We start from the raw sequence: 17080 nt of genomic DNA on the forward strand, positions 1-17080 counted from the left end.
CGAAGCAAAAGCTACTGGCTGGCCTTTGAAAGAATGTAAAGCGTAGTGGGGCGCCCGCCCTTCGATTTGTTGGTGCGAATTGATTCTTCCGTCAAAAATCCGCGGTAGGTCAGCGCTTGAAGCAACTCCCGGACCATATAGTAATTGAAGCCCTCGTTGGGAACAGAGCTTAGAATTTGTTTGATGGTAAAAGGTCCGGGTTGCGACATCACGGCATCGAAGATCTTTCGCCGCCGGTCATTCGTAATAAGATTGTCAAAATTCATACAAGTGGGGTTACATGGCTTTAAATCGCGCGCAATCCTATGCGCGAATCAAAAATGTATCTCCACGCTGCAATATTTTTGCAGTTTGTAAAATTGGCAGAAAACAGGGCATGAAATACGTCGATAACGCTTGACCTACACGTAGACGGTCGGCAGCGATGGAACTAAAATCAAAGATCGATATCAGTTCGTGCGGTGCGTATGCGATGGATGATGCGTGCGATGACTCGCCGGAATAGTTTGGTGGATCACAAGTTCGGCAATCAGGAGATTAGGTACCCAACTCAGCCAGGCGATGGTGGCATAGGCTTCTGGAACATTCAGGCTGTAATGAAAGGAGCTGATGAGCACATACAATCTCAAAGTTACGGCAGCAAACGTCAGAGCATAACTTCGGATCATCCATCGACGGTGACCGGCGATATCTTTCTTGCGGATGCGGTTGAGCGCTAGCGCCGTGAAGGCAAACCACAAGCTTGCCTGGAGAAGAAAGCTCGTCAACACCCAGGGGCCACGTTGAATGAACAGGCTCATGACGAGGCCGCCCGGCGCGGCAAAAAAGAGGATGCCCATTACGTAGACATATCCCAGAAAGCGATGGGTCTTTTTGAATTTTTGGTTGGATTTGGGATGGAGTTGGAAAAGACCGGCCACTAAAATGACGCCGCCCACCAGCACGTGCGCGTAGTAGGCGGGCAAGTACCAGCCCGTGGCAATGGCCGCCTGTTTCAAACGGAGAAAACTGTACGTTGGGTCGAAATTAAGATAGGTCAGGGCGTTGCCGGCCAGCAGCATGGTAAGGAAAAATGCCAGAACCCACAATAAGCGTTTCATGAATAAATTCTTCTATGCCGCCGGTTTTGCGTTTAACAGCGCTGTGATGATTTTTTGTAGAAACGCAATATTGTGCCGGTCGATCTCGGTAAGTTGATCGTCGAACTCCTGTTTTGTCGAATAGCGCGGATTGTAGCTTTGAGGGAATTTGTATCGTTGTTCCTCGGGATAGCTGAGGCCGTAGCTGGCCAAAATGTCGTCGTACAGGTACATGGCAGTTTCCAATGAAATAAAATCCAGGTTTCTTTTGTCGCGGGTCGTGAATTTGCCGGATACATAACTGCTATCTAATTTGATGAACTGCGTCTGCGCAAACGTTCTGTTGCTGGGTAGCGCGGCGATGGAAAAATCCTCATTCAATGAGAAATAGGAATATTGCGGCAGGTTCTCTTCTTCATACTCTTCCTCCCACCAGTAGGTCGGCAAGTATTTTATCTCCAGTAAATTATCGCTGACCCGTTTGATGTGTTCAACCGACTCTGCCGAAATAGTAGTAACCGTAAGGGTATCATTTTTTTTGTTATCGAATAAGACAAGCCGGTTTTCGGTATAAAATTCTTCCCGCCCTTCGATGTAGCTGTTGCGGATGGTGGAAACCAGTGCGCTAACCTGGTCGGTTACCGTTTGGAAGAGCGACCCTTTCGTCTCGATGTAGTCGGTCCACCCGTTCATGGCAAATGGAGTGGTGGAAATGCCGGAAATGACCCTATCGAACAATCCGGTTGTCACCAGATACGACGGGAGCATCAGAATGCCGCTGCCCGCGTGGGCCCGGTTGGGTATTTCGCAAAACGTTTGATTGCCATTGGCGAAGCGCATTTCACGGGGTAAAAAACCGAAGCTTTTCACCCAAGTCTGGAGGGTGTCATTGGGAAAACCCACTTGGTACTCCAAGGTGTCGTTATACCAGCCATAGGTTGTATCCTGTTTTACGAGGTAAGCGATATTGTCCTTTCCATAGGGAATGATCATGTCATGGGTGGCGGGTATGGTCAGTTGTTTGGTTTCAATGTTGAAGTACCCGGTCTTGCCACCTTTTATTACTTCCACAACGTTCGGGCTGTCGAACCCGAGGGTGCCGATCAATTCATATTCGACCGGGATGATGGTGCTTCCGGCTTCATCGACCAATCCCATGGTGTAGTCGGTTGTGGCGGGCTTGCCCTTATCTTCTGCGAGAACCCAGTTTCCTTGCACGACATAGTAATAATTCTTGGCCTTATACGTGGCATACCAGATCACCGAATCGAAGTTTTGCTGCAGTGCCTTGGCGCGTTCATAGAACGGTGCGCGTTTTGCAATTTCCTTTTCAGTGTCGACCGACCATTCGATCTGATTCTTGAGTCGTGCGAAGTCGCTGTAGAATTCATCACCATCCAACTGATCGATCACGATCGCGCCGTTGCGGAGCGAAAGCCAAAGCACCAACGAGGACGAACCATCGTCTTCATCGCCAAAGTCGACGCCGGGAGGGAAGTTGGCATGAAGCTTTACGGGCACCGTCACTTTTGTTCCCGTGGCAACAACTTCGATGGCGGCATTGTCAAAAAAGGCTTCGCAGGTAACATATTCCTTTTCCTTGTTTTGCAGGATCCCAATCGCCGACAGGATCGACTCACGCGATTGCTTGTTGGTGAACTGTTTCAGGATCACCTCGTCCGACTGGCCGAGCGACGCCTGGAACGACGAAAGAAAAACGCGGATTTCTTTTTCTGAAGCTTCCTTTTTTACAACGCTGCAAGCCCATGCCAGGCAGGCCACGGCAGCAATAATCCAGATCGTCGTGGATGTTTTCATAATATCATTTAGACAACCCGTGTGGGGTTAGAAGTTATAGTTTAGCCAGTAAGGGCATGACCTTTTTGCGATAAACAAAATGGCCTCCATCCACAAAAAAAGCTTCCCTTTCGAGGAAGCTTTTCTGTAGGGTATAAAAACCTTAAGGTCTTGTGAAGACAAACGTCCAATCGCCTTCCACTGACTCCGTGCGGCCGTTGTTAAAGCCCGGGCCGGAGTAGGTGAAGTGAATGGTCAGGGTTTTGTCGGAGTTGGAGAGTGTATAGTCCATGGCCTGCAGATCGCTTTGGCGCACGATACCAGAACTGATCGCGGCAGGCTGGAATTTCCAGTCATCTTCTTTTTTCCAAGGGCTCACACTGGGCCATGAGGTGGCCGTGCTGGTGTAGTGATAGGTTCCGCCTTCGGTGAAATTGCCAGAAATGGTGAGTTTCATGCCGGGATATTCTGCCGTCCGGTCCGAGGGATCTGCGGCTGAGGTGAGCGTCCACTGATCGGATTTGAGCTTGTTTAATTGCGTTTCCTCTTCGGATTGCTTGTTCTCGTCCTTCTTGCAACCATTGAAAGAGAGCGCTGCGCTAACAAGGATCAAAAGGGTAAATACTCGGTTCAAATGTTTCATGCGTTAACTGTTAATATTACGAAGATGCCAGTAAAAATAATAAAATCAAACCGTATCCCCTTGCGGGGATGAAACATATCTTAATGGCTTCCGGTCCCCGGTTGTAACCGCTATTTGAAGCGCATGATGTCGATTTTCTGAGCACTGGCCGGGTATTCCGACGGCTGGTTGCTGGCAATAAACACCAGGCATTGCGGGGGCAGGGCCGCCAATTGCTGCTGGTACCAGTCGAATGCCTGCTGGTCCAGGTTGGTGCCCGGCTCGTCCAGAAACACGATGTCCGCCTGTGAAAAAAAGGCCAGGGCCAGCTTCAAACGCTGCTTCATGCCCGACGAAAAGTTGGAAATGTATTTGTCGCGGGCGTGCGTGAGATACATCTTTTCCAATACTTCCGCCTCGCTCCATCCCTGGCGGCAGGGTTTTAGTTTAAAATGAAAACGCAGTTGTTCCCGCAAGGTGAACTCTTCGATAAGGTCCAGGTAAGGGGTGGCAATGGCAAGATGCTGAAAAATGCTTTCGGCGGGTATGCTACCGTTGTGCGTGGTATAGGTAACGGTGCCGGCACTGGGGGGTACTTGTCCCCAAAGTACCTGTAAAAGCGTGGACTTCCCCGATCCGTTGGGACCGGTGATGGCGTACGTTTGGCCGGATTGGAAGGTGTAGTCGAACTTGCGAAAGATCCAGTCGCGGTTAAATTTCTTCCCCAATTGCTGGACCTGGATCGATAGCGGGGTGTTGACGGGGGTCACGGCTTAGTCGTTGCCTTCGTAACCTTTCATGATGCCCCGCTCGGAATTGCGGATAAAATCGAGGATGTAGTCGCGCTCTTCACTGCTGGGCACCTCGTTTTCCACCATTTCGATGGCCTTGGAGTTGTTGAGTCCCTTCATAAAGATCATGCGGTAGATCTCCTGGATCTCGTTGATCTTCTCCGACGAATAGCCCCGGCGGCGCAAACCCACGGTATTGATACCGGCATACGAAAGCGGCTCACGTGCTGCTTTTGTAAACGGGGGAATGTCTTTGCGCACCAGCGAGCCTCCGCCGATGTAGGCATGCGCTCCGATCTTGGAGAACTGTTGCACGGCACAGGCCCCACCAAAGATGGCGAAATCGTCGATGACCACGTGGCCCGCCAGCTGTACCGTGTTGCCCAGGATACAATTGTTGCCAATGATGCAGTCGTGCCCGATGTGGGCATAGGCCATGATGAGACAGTCGGAGCCGATCACGGTTTTATATTTGTCTACCGTGCCGCGGTTGATGGTCACACATTCGCGTACGGTGGTGTTGTCGCCGATCTCGGCTGTGGTTTCTTCGCCCCTGAATTTCAGATCCTGGGGTACACCACTGATGACGGCGCCGGGAAATATTTTACAGTTCTTGCCGATGCGTGCACCTTCCATGATGGTGACGTTGGGTCCGATCCAGCAACCGTCACCGATCACGACGTTCTTTTGAACGGTGGCAAACGGCTCGATGGTCACGTTTTCGCCGATGATGGCGTCGGGGTGTACGTTGGTCAATGGGAATCGGCTCATGCGTCTTTACGAACTATGCTAGCAGTCATGGTACCTTCACACACCAGCGTGTTGCCTACGTAGGCGCGGCCGGTCATTTTGGCGATGCCGCGCTTGATGGGTGCGAGCAAGTCGCACTGGATCACGAGCGTGTCGCCGGGCAATACCATTTTTCTGAATCTGAAATTTTCAATGCCCAGAAAATACGTCCAGTAATTTTCCGGGTCGGGCACGGTGTTCAACACCAGGATCCCACCGATCTGCGCCATGGCTTCGATCTGAAGCACGCCGGGCATCACGGGGTTTCCAGGAAAGTGCCCCTGGAAGAAATATTCGTTGGCCGTAACATTCTTCACGCCCGACACGCTTTCGTTGTCGAGGTAAATGATCTTGTCGATGAGCAGGAAGGGATAACGGTGGGGCAGGGTGGCGGCCACCTTGTTGATGTCCATCACCGGGGGCAAGCTGGGATTGTATTTGGGTCTTCCCTTTTTGTCCGACTCCTGCATGGCCTTCTTCAGCTTCTTGGCGAACGCTACGTTGGCCGCGTGACCGGGCCGTGCGGCCAGGATCTGCGCCTTCAAAGGTCTTCCGGCCAGCGTGAGGTCGCCCACGATGTCCAGCAGCTTGTGCCGGGCCGGCTCGTTCTTGTAACGAAGCTCGATGTTATTGAGAATGCCTTCCTGCTTCACGGCAACTTTAGGTTTGCCCAGCATTTTGGCAATGTTTTCCAGTTCGTTCTCTTGTACCACGCGATCCACGATCACGATGGCGTTGTTCAGGTCGCCGCCGCGGATGAGGTTGTTCTTGTACAGCATCTCCAACTCATGCAAAAAGCAGAAGGTGCGGCAGGAGGCGATCTCTTTTTCGAATTGACGGATGTCGGTAATCGAAGCGTGCTGGCTGCCCAGCACGGGGGAATTATAGTCGATCATCACCGTCACGCGGTAGTCGTCCAGCGGAAGGGCGGCGATCTCTACGTTGCGGGCGGCTTCGCGGTAGAACAGGGGTTCCTGCACTTCAAAGAAGTCGCGCAGGGCATTTTGTTCTTCGGTTCCGGCGGCTTTCAACACGTCTACAAACTCGATGGAGCTGCCATCCATGATCGGGCACTCGGGGCCGTCCAGTTGGATGAGTACGTTGTCGATTTCAAGGCCTGTACAGGCGGCCAGGGTGTGTTCTATGGTGCTTACGCGGGCACCGCTTTGCTCAATGGTGGTTCCACGCGAGACATCCACCACATTGTCGCAATCGGCCTCGATGATGGGAGATCCGGGCAGGTCAATGCGCTGGAATTTTATGCCGTGGTTGGGTTTGGCGGGCACAAAAGTGATGTTGGTCTGCACCCCGCTATGAAGTCCGACACCCGAAAGGGCTACGGATTTCTGGATAGTTTGCTGTTTGATATTGAGCATTTAGTGTTGCAAAAGTGGGCAAAGTTAACTGCAAACAGGAGATTATCCAATTTTGCCTTTACACCCCCTTTACAGCCCCTTGAAAAGCCCCTTAATCCACTGAAAGCGAAGTGTTTTCCGACTTTTTGACCTTGTCTTCCAACTCGCGGAGGCGATGTTGGAAGTCCGGAAGCTTTTTAAAGACGGCATAGGACTTATAGTACTCCCCGTAGTCGTAGGCAGGAGAGCCCATGAGTTTCTGACCTTCTTCTTTAATGGATTTGGAAATGCCCGCTTGGGCGCCCAAACCCGTGTGATTGGCAATGACAAGGTGCCCGGCAATGCCCACCTGGCCGCCAATGATGCAATTTTCGCCGATTTTGGTCGAACCCGACACGCCCGCCTGGGCCGCGATGACCGTGTTTTTGCCGATCTCTACATTATGAGCAACCTGGATCAGGTTGTCCAGCTTCACACCCTGGTGGACAATGGTGGCGTCGCCAAACAAGGTGGCGCAGTCAATGACGGTGTTGGCGCCAATGGCCACGTGGTCTTCAATGATGACGGTGCCCAGTTGAGGAATGGTCTTATAAGAACCGTCTTCCTGGGGAGCAAATCCAAAACCGTCGCTGCCGATCACACAACCGGAATGGATCACGCAGTGATTGCCGATCTTGGTGTCGGCATAGATCTTTACGCCGCTGTGCAGGATGCAATGGTTGCCGATCACCACGTTATCGCCAACATAGGCATGGGGATAGATCTTTACACCGTCGCCGATCTTCACGTTGTTGCCGATATAAGAGAAGGCGCCGCGATAGAAGTCCTTGCCGATGGTCGCGCTTTCTGACATAAAACTGGGTTGCTCCACGCCGCTCTTCTGAAAGCTGATCAGCTTGTGATATTCCTCCAGCAGACGTGTGAAACTGATGTAGGGATCTTCCACCAGGATGAGCGTTGAAACAACCTCTTTTTTGGGGACAAAGTCTTTTTTTACAATAACGGCCGTGGCCTGCGTGGTGTAAATGTATTGTTCGTATTTGGGGTTGGAAAGAAAAGCGATCTGGCCCTGCTTGGCATCCTGGATCTTGGCCAGCATGTTGATCTTTTCATTGCCATTACCACTAACTTCTCCGCCGAGCATCGCGGCTATTTGATTGACCGTAAATTCCATTCCTTCAATGGTTAAATCGTTCGTCGATACGTTATTCCTCTTTCAGATTTCAGACAAAAGCCAAGTTTGTGCTATCGGTTAAAGCGTGCGGGGTCACAGCATAACGAATCTACAAAGATACATTTTTAGGCCAGCACAGATAGTTTTTTTTGACGATTTTGCTCAACGCCTTGATGTTGGGCAACTCCGACGCCTGGGCGATGTCCAGCACCTCGCCGCTGCGCATCAGGATATTGATCTGGTGCCCTTCGGCGTAAGCCTCGTTGCTGACCGTGCCGTGCGAAAAAAGATAGGCGGCCTCCGAGCGCAGGGTTCCATATTTGCGCATGACGGCCACCCGTATTTTTTCTACCTGGCTTTTGCGGATCGGATCGGCGCTGAGCTTGATCCGGAACAATTTCCGTTCGATCAGCATCTCCGAAAGCAGCGAAAGGATCCGGTCGTTGTGGTCGCGCCAAAACTTCAGCGCGCCCCAAATATCATTGTCATCCAAACGGCCAAAAGCGTCCAGCAGCTTGGTATCCTTGAAGTCGGCCAGGGTGAACTCGTTTTCCAGGAAGGACATCAGCGGCCGGCTGGCCGGCACCGTCTCGCCTCCCCGCACCAACACCTGGGCGCGGCGGATCAGGTTCACCAACATGCGCTCCGTGCTCACGGTGGTTTTATGAAGATACACCTGCCAATACATGAGGCGGCGGGCATTCAGAAAGTTTTCGATGCTGTAAATCCCTTTCTCCTCCACCATCACCTGGTCGCGGTGCACGGTGAGCATCGACAGGATCCGGTCCACGCCAATAGAGCCCTCCTGCACGCCAGTGAAAAAACTATCGCGTTTCAGGTAGTCCAGGCGGTCGATGTCCAGTTGGCTGGATACGAGTTGGTGGAAGAACTTGCGCCGGTAGCTATTGCGAAAGATCCTCAGGGTGAGGTTCAATGCGCCGTTGAATTCGGCATTCAACTTGTCCATCATCAGGTACGACAGGCTTTCGTGGCGGATGCCGGGCAGGAGTGAGTACTCCAGCGTATGCGAAAAAGGGCCATGACCCAGGTCGTGGAGGAGGATGGCCAGCTGGGAGGCCTCGTATTCCTCGTCCGAGATCTCGACGCCTTTCAGCCGGAGGGCGTCCAAAGCCAGTCCCATCAGGTGAAGGGCGCCAAGCGCGTGCTGAAAGCGGGTATGCTGGGCGGCCGGGTAAACATAATCGGTCAAACCGAGTTGTTTAATATGGCGGAGCCGTTGAAAATAGGGGTGAGAGATGATGTCGAAGATCAGTTCCGTCGGGATGGTGATAAATCCATACACGGGATCGTTAATGATCTTCTTTTTGTTCATCCTTCAGGGTTCTACGTCAATCCTTTATCTGATGATCGTGTCAGCGGATAACGATTAATGGTTAAATTGGTGAAATTTTCAACTATGCAAAGATATAGCATTTTGTGGGCGGATGATGAAATTGATTTGTTGAAGCCTCATATTCTTTTTCTCGAACAACGGGGCTACGATATCACGCCGGTAAACAACGGCACGGAGGCGGTGGAGCTCACAGACGACAAGCACTTTGATGTGGTTTTCCTCGACGAAAATATGCCCGGCATGTCGGGCCTGGAAGCGCTCACCCAGATCAAAAATAATAAGCCTAACCTCCCCGTGGTGATGATCACCAAGAACGAGGAAGAGCACATCATGGAAGAGGCCATCGGCTCGAAGATCGCCGACTATCTCATCAAGCCGCTCAACCCTAGCCAGATCCTGCTGGCCGTAAAAAAAATACTCGACAACAAGCGCCTGATCATCGAGAAGACCAACCTGAACTATCAGCAGGAATTCCGCAAGATCAGCATGGCCTTCCAGGAAAATATGAACCACGAAGAGTGGGCCGACATCTACAAGAAGCTGGTGTTCTGGGAGCTGCAAATGGACCACGCCGACAACCAGGACATGGGCGAGGTGCTCGACATGCAAAAGACGGAGGCCAACGCCAACTTCGCCAAGTTCATCATCCGGAATTATGATTCCTGGCTCAACGACCCCAAGGCCGAAAAGCCCTTGCTGTCGCACCAGCTCATGAAGAAAAAAGTATTCCCTGAGATTGGTAAGAAACCCGTGTTTGTTATCCTGATCGATAACCTGCGCTACGATCAGTGGAAAGTGATCGAGCCCGTGCTTACGGAATATTTCAACGTAACCAGCGAAGAAACCTACTATTCCATTCTGCCCACCACCACGGCCTATGCCCGGAACGCCATCTTTTCCGGACAGCTGCCCTCCGAAATGGCAAAGACCAACCCCGACCTGTGGGTAGGCGAGGACGAAGATGAGGGCAAGAATAATTTTGAATCCGAATTTTTGTCCAAACAACTTCGCCGGAACAATCTGAACGTGAAGATGTCGTACCACAAGATCAAGAACCTGGAGGAAGGCAGAAGCCTGGCCGACACGGTGAACAATCTTTTTCAGAACGACCTCAATGTGGTGGTCTACAACTTCGTGGATATGCTCTCGCACGCCCGCACCGACATGGCGATGGTGCGCGAGTTGGCGCCGGACGAATCGGCCTACCGCTCTATCACGAAATCATGGTTCCTGCACTCTCCCCTGATCGACATTCTGAAAAAGATCGCAGAGAAAGATGTGAAAGTGGTCATCACCACCGACCACGGCACCATCCGCGTCAAGCGCCCTTTCAAGATCATTGGCGACCGGAGTGTGAACAGCAACCTGCGCTATAAACAGGGCAAGAACCTGGGATATGAAGGCGAGAAAGTAATGACCGTGCTGAAGCCGGAGCGCCTCTTTTTGCCAAAACTCAACGTGTCGTCCTCCTATGTGTTTGCCATCGAGGACCAGTTCTTCGCCTATCCGAACAACTACAATTACTACGTGAATTTCTATAAAGACACCTTTCAGCACGGCGGGGTGAGCATGGAGGAGATCATCATACCCATAATTTTCTTAACTTCGAAGAATGCGTCATGATCGTAGAGGAGGCCGTGTTCCGTTCGGTAACACAATCGGGTTTAGAAGCAGTGGCACATAACGTGATCGGGCGCCTGGAGGCGTTCCCGGTATGGTTATTTCATGGTGAGATGGGCTCCGGCAAAACGACGCTGATCAAGGCGATCGGCAAGCTGGCCGGCGTGCAGGATGCTATGAGCAGCCCCACTTTTTCGATTGTAAACGAATATGAGACACTGGCGCATACCAAGATTTTTCATTTTGACTTTTACAGGATAAAGCACGAAGCGGAGGCATATGATATTGGAACAGAGGAGTATTTTTATTCGGGCTATCCTTGCTTTGTAGAATGGCCGGAAAAGATCCCTTCCCTAATCCCCCCGCGATATGCGGAAGTGTCCATCCAGGTAGACAGTAATACAGAACGAACCATAGTGATTTCAGTCCATGACCGAGAAGAAGAAAACGGGCTTTGAGGCGCTAGCCAAAGCCAGCATGCAAACGCAAGAGCAGTTGCTTGAAGTACGAAAGAGACGGCACACGTTTTTTATTGGCTTGCCCAAAGAAATATCGCTGCAGGAAAACCGCATCAGCCTCACCCCCGACGCCGTCGCGTTGCTGGTGAACAACGGCCACGAAGTGTGGGTGGAAGCCAAGGCCGGCATCGGCTCGAAATTTTCCGACAAACAATACAGTGACGCGGGCGCGAAGATCGTGTACTCGCCCCAGGAAGTATACCAGGCCGACGTCATCCTCAAGATCGAACCACCCACCCTCGAAGAGATCGAGTTGATGCATGCCGGACAGACGCTGATCTCGGCGTTGCAATTGGGCCACCTGAAAGTGGAGAGCCTGCAAGCCCTGATGAAAAAGAAAATCACCGCGCTGGCGTACGAGTTCATTGAAGATAAGGTGGGCGGCATGCCCATCATTCGCGCCATGAGCGAGATTGCGGGCAGCAGCGTGCTCTTGATTGCGTCCGAATATTTGAGCACGGCCAACAATGGGAAAGGTGTTATTCTGGGCGGCATCACCGGTGTGCCTCCGACAAAAGTAGTGATCATTGGTGCAGGCACCGTGGCAGAATATGCCGTGCGTGCGGCCCTGGGGTTGGGCGCTGATGTCCAGGTGTTCGATAATCATTTGTATAAGTTGCGCCGCATCAAACATTTGCTGGGCCAACAGATCTATACCTCCACCATCGATACCATCACCTTAAGCGACACCTTAAAGACCGCCGATGTGGTTGTAGGCGCCTTGCGCGCAGAAAAAGGAAGACCTCGCCATGTGATCACGGAAGAGATGGTCACGCAGATGAAAGTGGATTCGCTCATCATCGACCTTAGTATCGACCAGGGCGGATGTGTGGAGACTTCAGAGATCACCACGCTAAGTAAGCCGGTGTTCCGCAAGCACGGTGTGATTCATTATTGTGTGCCAAACGTGGCATCACGGGTGGCCCACACGGCGGCGAATGCATTGAGCAATATTTTTACGCCTACCATTTTGCGCGCTGCCGAAGAGGGTGGCGTGGAGGCGATGATCTTTTCGCACAAGTGGTTTATGAAGGGCGTCTACACCTACAAGGGTGGATTGACAAACGAGCATGTGGCGCGAAAATTTGGCTTGAAGCACAAGAACATCGAGTTGCTTTTGGCTGCCCGGTTCTGATTTTTTCTGCACTTCTTTCGAGTTTTTTGACTGGCGAATAACCCGTAATACGGGGTATTGATCTCCTTTTTTTAACCTGTAAGTTTGGTTGTCACCTATGGGTTATGAAAAAGCCGGTCCTCATTTTTCTGGGTCTCTCACTTGGTCTGCTGGTCCTGGCTCAGCCCAATGTTGTTCCAAATAACATACGCTCCGTAAATACACTCGAAAAGCTCTATGATCCCGATGGATTGGGACGCACGGACATGCTGTATGGCATTCCTCAACCGGAAGGGAAAGTGGTAGGCGACACGTACTTCTCCACGCAATGGAAAGCCTCAACAATTCTTTTGTACAAGGATGAAAAAATGGTCGAGGGTTTCCTGACTCGCTACGATATTCGCGCCAACGAAATAGAAGTAAAGACGCAAAGTGGTATAAAAATCGTGAGTGGCGATAAAGTGAAGAGCTTTATCTGGATCGATTCCGTTAGTCGCGTGCCCAGTTACTTTGTGAACGCGAAAGATTTTAAAGACAAAGACCAAACAACGCTGTCGGGATTTTTCCAGGTAGTCGTGGACGGGCCGCTGCCGTTGCTGAAGCAGACCACCGTGTACGTTAAGAAAGCAGATTACAGCGTCCAGTTCGATGTGGGCAGTCGCGATGACAAGATCCTGAAAAAAACAGAGTTGTATTTTGCGAGGGATGGTCAAGTTATGGAACTTCCATCGTCCAAAAAGAAGCTACTGCCACTCTTTGGCGACAAAGCTGAGGCGATCGGGAAGTTCATACAGGATCAAAACCTCACGGTCTCACGCGAAGCAGACCTGGTCACGATCTTCAATCACTACAATGGCTTGATCACAGCGAATTAAAGTCGGCCCAGGCTTTCTTCCAGTGACCGGATCTTTGCTTCGGCGTCGGCTTTCTTTTTGCGTTCTATTTCTACAACCTCTGGCTTCGCGCTGTTTACGAATTTTTCGTTAGACAGTTTTTTGTCTACCGATATCATAAATCCACGTTGATACTCCAGGTCTTTTAACAGTGCCTCCCGTTCTTTGGCGACATCGATCTTACCTTCCACCGGAATGAAGAACTCCGTCGATTTGATCACGAAGCCCGATGCATTGATCTTGTCAGCCGTGAACGAAACTTCGCTGAGGTTAGAGAGTTTTTTGATGACAGGCCAGAAAGATTTTACCAGCGATCCTTCAGGAGCTTTCACAATCAACTTTAAGGCTTCCTTCGGGGAAAGACCTTTGCCATTCCGGAAATTCCGGATCTCCGTAATGATCTCGAAAGCAAAAACGCCATCCGCTAGCAGAATATCGTTCTGGTCGTTCGGTGTGGGCCAGGGGGCTACAATGATGCATTCGCTTTGAACGCGCTCTTTTAGCTCGTGCCACAACTCTTCGGTGATGAAAGGCATGAACGGGTGAAGCACTTTCATGAGACGCTCGAAGAAATCGACGGTCGTGAGGTAAGTGGCTTCGTCGATGGGCTTGCCAAACTCCGGTTTGATCATCTCCAGGTACCACGCACAGAAGTCATCCCAAATCAATTTATACGCCGTCATCAACGCATCCGACATGCGGAACTTGCTGAAATGGTCATTCAACTCCGTCAGCGAAGCATTGAATTTCGATTCGAACCAGGCGATGGCTACTTTGTTTTCTTCTGGTTGTGGAAGACTGTCGGTTGTCCAACCTTTCACCAGGCGGAAGGCATTCCAGATCTTGTTGGCAAAGTTGCGGCCTTGCTCAATTAGCCTCTCGTCATACAGCAGGTCATTGCCTGCCGGCGAACTGAACAGCATACCCGTACGCACTGCATCGGCACCGAAGTTACTGATCAGGTCCAGCGGATCGGGCGAGTTCCCCAACGACTTCGACATTTTCCTGCCTTGCTTGTCGCGCACGATCCCCGTGAGGTAAACATTACGGAAGGGTAGGTTGTCCCGGTATTCATAACCGGCAATGATCATGCGGGCCACCCAGAAGAAAAGAATTTCAGGGGCCGTTACCAGGTCGTTTGTGGGATAGTAATAATTTAAATCTTTGTTGCCCTTGTTTCCGTCGCCTTTGAATACGGATGTATCAAACACAGCAATCGGCCACAGCCAGCTGGAGAACCAGGTGTCGAGCACATCGCTTTCCTGGGTCAGCTTGGGTTTGGGTGCTCCGGGTTTCTTTGTTTGATATACTTTGTGAGCTTCTTCTTCCGTCTTCGCGACTACATAAAAACCTTCCTCGTCATACCACGCGGGTATGCGATGGCCCCACCAAAGCTGGCGCGAGATACACCAATCGCGAACGTTGGCCATCCAATGGTGATAGGTGTTTTTGAACTTGGAAGGAATGAGCTGAATGTCATCATTCATCACGTGCTCCAAGGCCGGCTTGGTGATCTCCTGCATTTTCAGGAACCATTGCAGCGAGAGGCGTGGTTCGATCACAGCGTCGGTGCGCTCGGAGAAGCCCACGTGGCTGGTATAGTCTTCCGTCTTTTGCAGGTAGCTTTTCTCCTCCAGGGCCTTGGCGATCTTTTTGCGGGCAACGAAACGGTCTTCCCCTACAAAGATCTGTGCCTTGTCGTTCAAGGTGCCGTCTTCGTTGAGGATATCGATCACTTCCAGGTTATGCTTCAATCCGAGCATGTTGTCGTTCATGTCGTGCGCCGGCGTCACCTTCAGACAGCCCGTACCGAAGTCCATGGCCACATAGTCGTCCTCGATGATGGGGATGGCCCGGTTGATGAGCGGGATCAGGGCTTTTTTTCCTTTGAGATGTTTATAGCGTTCATCGTTGGGGTTCACACAGATGGCCGCGTCGGCCATGATCGTTTCGGGACGAACCGTGGCGATGGTAACAAATTCGTTGGGATTCCCTTCGATGGGATAGTTGATGTAATACAATTTGGAAGGCACGTCGCGATGGATCACTTCGTCGTCCGACAAAGCGGTCTTTCCGGCGGGGTCCCAGTTCACCATGCGCAGTCCGCGGTAGATGTTTCCCTTGTTGTAGAGGTCGATAAAGACATCGATCACCGCCTCGTAGTAGTCGGGGTCCATCGTGAACTTGGTGCGCTCCCAGTCGCAGGAGGCGCCCAGCTTTTTGAGCTGCTCCAGGATGATGCCGCCATATTTTTCTTTCCATTCCCAGGCATACTTCAGGAACTCCTCGCGGGTGAGGTCCGATTTTTTTATGCCCCGTTCGCGCAGCATGGCCACTACTTTGGCCTCTGTCGCAATGGAGGCATGGTCCGTTCCGGGCACCCAGCAGGCCTCTTTGCCCTGCATCCGGGCTTTTCGCACCAGGATGTCCTGGATGGTATTGTTCAACATGTGGCCCATGTGAAGCACACCGGTTACATTTGGGGGGGGTATGACGATACAATACGGTTCCTTGGAGGGATCGGGCTCGGAATGGAAGAAACCGTGCTCCATCCAGTAGCTGTACCACTTATTTTCTACTTCAGAAGGGTTGTATTTGGTTGATAGCATGGGGCGACGGCGGTACAGTTGGTTGAAAATGATTCAAAATGGGCGTAAAAATAAAGAAATTGGCCTGAATACGGAATTTCCGCCCTCCGAAATCCCGGCCTTTACAATACCTCGTATATCGCATGTCAAACGAACCCAAGCTCATGGAAGCTGTACTGCTGGCTCCCGAAAAGGAGACCATCCAATGGAAACAAATGCTGAGTCTGGCCGCGCTATACGGCTCGATCGTTATCGGCTGGATCGCCTATCAGAACTACCAGCCCAAACTGCTGGTCCAGTTCCATTTCGATGATTTCACGTTCTTGCTCACCCTGGCCCAAGCCGTGATCCTGGTGGTCACGCCACCCCTGGCGGGCAAAATAGGCGACCGCTACCGGTTCGAACAGGGGCACCGCATTCCTGTGATCACCGCGGGGATCAGCTTTGCTTCCATGGTCTTTATGGCCGTGGCGTTCACCCTGTTCACCAATCCCGGCGAGATCTTCCGCTGGATATTGCCGGTGCTCATCATTTTCTGGCTCATCGCCATGAGCATCTTCACCAGCCCGGCATTGTCGACGATGGAGCTTTTCTCGCCCGTCGATAAACTGCCCCGCGCCATGGCCATCCTCACCATCGTGGCCAACCTCATCTATGCCGTTGAACCGGTCATCGTCGACATCATCGACTACATCGGCGCCCCGCTCACCTTCATTTCGGGTGGCGCAGTTGTTTTTGTTTCGGGATTGGCACTAAAGAAGAATTCGCTTACGCTGTTCTCCCTGCACGAAGAAAAGAAGGACGAAGCTCCTGCGGCCGCACCGGTTGAGGAAAAGTCCAGCTACGGTTTTATATTCTTTATGGGCGTCGTGCTCGGCACGGCCACCACGGTGTTGTTCAACTTGTTCCCGGACATACTGGAAGCCAAGATCGGCGTGTTGTTCAATGGCTGGCAGGGCAAGATCATCCTGGTGAACATCCTGGTTCTTTCCGCACTCATCTCGTGGCCTGTGAGCAACCTGGTGAACAAATACGGCCTGGAAAGATCTTTCTGGATCAGCTTTGCGCTGATCATGGCCAGTATGTTGTCAGTCTTTGTTTTTCAGTCGACGGTCGTGGTGGTTGTGATGGTGCTCCTGTTTACGGCTGCCTTCACGTCCCTGTCGGTGAGTTCCCTGCCCATGGCGATCCAGCGGGCTTCCTTTCACGATAAAGTTTTTTGCGTCGGTATATTTTTTAGCGGAGTGGCATTGCCGGATGGTATTCTGGAATCTATTCAGGCTTTCTAAAATATAAACAACGGTTGGTTTATGGAGAATGTGCCGGTCGGGTTTTCTGACCGGCCATTCTTTTTTAGTTGACACCACAGTAGCTGATCACGACAAA

General features: G+C 51.5%; 15 protein-coding genes. 5 read left to right on the forward strand and 10 right to left on the reverse strand.

Features of this window, described 5'->3' with window-relative positions; genetic code table 11:
* Positions 1-11: 11 nt before the first annotated feature.
* The 9 genes from BUB30_RS22565 to BUB30_RS22605 form a co-directional block, all read right to left on the reverse strand.
* Entirely contained in the window at positions 12-266 is a 255-nt protein-coding gene (locus BUB30_RS22565; protein WP_073138439.1) for a hypothetical protein, read from the reverse strand.
* Between the two features lie 183 nt (positions 267-449).
* Positions 450-1100: a DUF2306 domain-containing protein gene (locus BUB30_RS22570; RefSeq protein ID WP_073138441.1), complete on the reverse strand. Its 651-nt coding sequence runs from the start codon at positions 1098-1100 to the stop codon at positions 450-452.
* Positions 1101-1112: 12 nt separating this feature from the next.
* Complete coding sequence (locus tag BUB30_RS22575) at positions 1113-2897, reverse strand: hypothetical protein (protein ID WP_073138443.1); 1785 nt, start codon at positions 2895-2897, stop codon at positions 1113-1115.
* A gap of 142 nt (positions 2898-3039) precedes the next feature.
* Positions 3040-3519, reverse strand: coding sequence for a hypothetical protein (locus BUB30_RS22580; RefSeq protein ID WP_073138445.1), 480 nt, complete (start codon positions 3517-3519; stop codon positions 3040-3042).
* A 110-nt stretch (positions 3520-3629) separates the two neighbouring features.
* The gene (locus BUB30_RS22585) at positions 3630-4268 is read right to left on the reverse strand and encodes an ABC transporter ATP-binding protein (protein ID WP_073138447.1); all 639 of its coding nucleotides are present in this window, start codon (positions 4266-4268) and stop codon (positions 3630-3632) included.
* A gap of 3 nt (positions 4269-4271) precedes the next feature.
* Complete coding sequence (gene lpxA / locus BUB30_RS22590) at positions 4272-5060, reverse strand: acyl-ACP--UDP-N-acetylglucosamine O-acyltransferase (protein WP_073138449.1); 789 nt, start codon at positions 5058-5060, stop codon at positions 4272-4274.
* A complete protein-coding gene (locus BUB30_RS22595) occupies positions 5057-6454 on the reverse strand; it encodes a bifunctional UDP-3-O-[3-hydroxymyristoyl] N-acetylglucosamine deacetylase/3-hydroxyacyl-ACP dehydratase (RefSeq protein ID WP_073138450.1) in 1398 nt (465 codons plus the stop codon). Before BUB30_RS22595 ends, lpxA begins: the two co-directional genes overlap by 4 nt.
* Positions 6455-6545: 91 nt before the next feature.
* A complete protein-coding gene (lpxD, locus tag BUB30_RS22600; protein WP_073138452.1) occupies positions 6546-7607 on the reverse strand; it encodes a UDP-3-O-(3-hydroxymyristoyl)glucosamine N-acyltransferase in 1062 nt (353 codons plus the stop codon).
* Between the two features lie 109 nt (positions 7608-7716).
* Complete coding sequence (locus BUB30_RS22605; protein WP_073138454.1) at positions 7717-8940, reverse strand: HD domain-containing protein; 1224 nt, start codon at positions 8938-8940, stop codon at positions 7717-7719.
* Positions 8941-9024: 84 nt separating this feature from the next.
* Between BUB30_RS22605 and porX the strand changes: the two genes are divergently transcribed.
* From porX to BUB30_RS22625, 4 genes are all read left to right on the forward strand, one after another.
* A complete protein-coding gene (gene porX, locus BUB30_RS22610; RefSeq protein ID WP_073139644.1) occupies positions 9025-10584 on the forward strand; it encodes a T9SS response regulator signal transducer PorX in 1560 nt (519 codons plus the stop codon).
* Entirely contained in the window at positions 10581-11039 is a 459-nt protein-coding gene (gene tsaE, locus BUB30_RS22615) for a tRNA (adenosine(37)-N6)-threonylcarbamoyltransferase complex ATPase subunit type 1 TsaE (RefSeq protein WP_073138456.1), read from the forward strand. The genes porX and tsaE overlap by 4 nt, the downstream gene beginning before the upstream one ends.
* Entirely contained in the window at positions 11011-12234 is a 1224-nt protein-coding gene (locus tag BUB30_RS22620) for an alanine dehydrogenase (protein ID WP_073138458.1), read from the forward strand. The genes tsaE and BUB30_RS22620 overlap by 29 nt, the downstream gene beginning before the upstream one ends.
* Before the next feature lie 104 nt (positions 12235-12338).
* Positions 12339-13088: a hypothetical protein gene (locus BUB30_RS22625; RefSeq protein ID WP_073138460.1), complete on the forward strand. Its 750-nt coding sequence runs from the start codon at positions 12339-12341 to the stop codon at positions 13086-13088.
* On the opposite strand, the gene BUB30_RS22630 is transcribed toward BUB30_RS22625, so the two are convergent.
* Complete coding sequence (locus BUB30_RS22630) at positions 13085-15715, reverse strand: valine--tRNA ligase (RefSeq protein ID WP_073138462.1); 2631 nt, start codon at positions 15713-15715, stop codon at positions 13085-13087. The two genes, BUB30_RS22625 and BUB30_RS22630, sit on opposite strands and share 4 nt — an antisense overlap.
* 122 nt (positions 15716-15837) lie before the next feature.
* Between BUB30_RS22630 and BUB30_RS22635 the strand changes: the two genes are divergently transcribed.
* Complete coding sequence (locus tag BUB30_RS22635; protein WP_073138464.1) at positions 15838-16983, forward strand: MFS transporter; 1146 nt, start codon at positions 15838-15840, stop codon at positions 16981-16983.
* Positions 16984-17080: the final 97 nt, after the last annotated feature.

It is taken from the genome of Chryseolinea serpens, from assembly GCF_900129725.1.
GTDB lineage: Bacteria > Bacteroidota > Bacteroidia > Cytophagales > Cyclobacteriaceae > Chryseolinea > Chryseolinea serpens.

Excerpts from the sequence above, each read along its gene's own strand:
- lpxA (WP_073138449.1), bottom strand. The coding sequence starts at position 5,060 with ATGAGCCGATTCCCATTGACCAACGTACACCCCGACGCCATCATCGGC.
- lpxD (WP_073138452.1), bottom strand. The coding sequence starts at position 7,607 with ATGGAATTTACGGTCAATCAAATAGCCGCGATGCTCGGCGGAGAAGTT.
- BUB30_RS22635 (WP_073138464.1), top strand. The coding sequence starts at position 15,838 with ATGTCAAACGAACCCAAGCTCATGGAAGCTGTACTGCTGGCTCCCGAA.
- BUB30_RS22630 (WP_073138462.1), bottom strand. The coding sequence starts at position 15,715 with ATGCTATCAACCAAATACAACCCTTCTGAAGTAGAAAATAAGTGGTAC.
- BUB30_RS22570 (WP_073138441.1), bottom strand. The coding sequence starts at position 1,100 with ATGAAACGCTTATTGTGGGTTCTGGCATTTTTCCTTACCATGCTGCTG.
- BUB30_RS22625 (WP_073138460.1), top strand. The coding sequence starts at position 12,339 with ATGAAAAAGCCGGTCCTCATTTTTCTGGGTCTCTCACTTGGTCTGCTG.
- BUB30_RS22575 (WP_073138443.1), bottom strand. The coding sequence starts at position 2,897 with ATGAAAACATCCACGACGATCTGGATTATTGCTGCCGTGGCCTGCCTG.
- BUB30_RS22595 (WP_073138450.1), bottom strand. The coding sequence starts at position 6,454 with ATGCTCAATATCAAACAGCAAACTATCCAGAAATCCGTAGCCCTTTCG.
- BUB30_RS22605 (WP_073138454.1), bottom strand. The coding sequence starts at position 8,940 with ATGAACAAAAAGAAGATCATTAACGATCCCGTGTATGGATTTATCACC.
- porX (WP_073139644.1), top strand. The coding sequence starts at position 9,025 with ATGCAAAGATATAGCATTTTGTGGGCGGATGATGAAATTGATTTGTTG.
- BUB30_RS22565 (WP_073138439.1), bottom strand. The coding sequence starts at position 266 with ATGAATTTTGACAATCTTATTACGAATGACCGGCGGCGAAAGATCTTC.
- BUB30_RS22620 (WP_073138458.1), top strand. The coding sequence starts at position 11,011 with ATGACCGAGAAGAAGAAAACGGGCTTTGAGGCGCTAGCCAAAGCCAGC.
- BUB30_RS22580 (WP_073138445.1), bottom strand. The coding sequence starts at position 3,519 with ATGAAACATTTGAACCGAGTATTTACCCTTTTGATCCTTGTTAGCGCA.
- tsaE (WP_073138456.1), top strand. The coding sequence starts at position 10,581 with ATGATCGTAGAGGAGGCCGTGTTCCGTTCGGTAACACAATCGGGTTTA.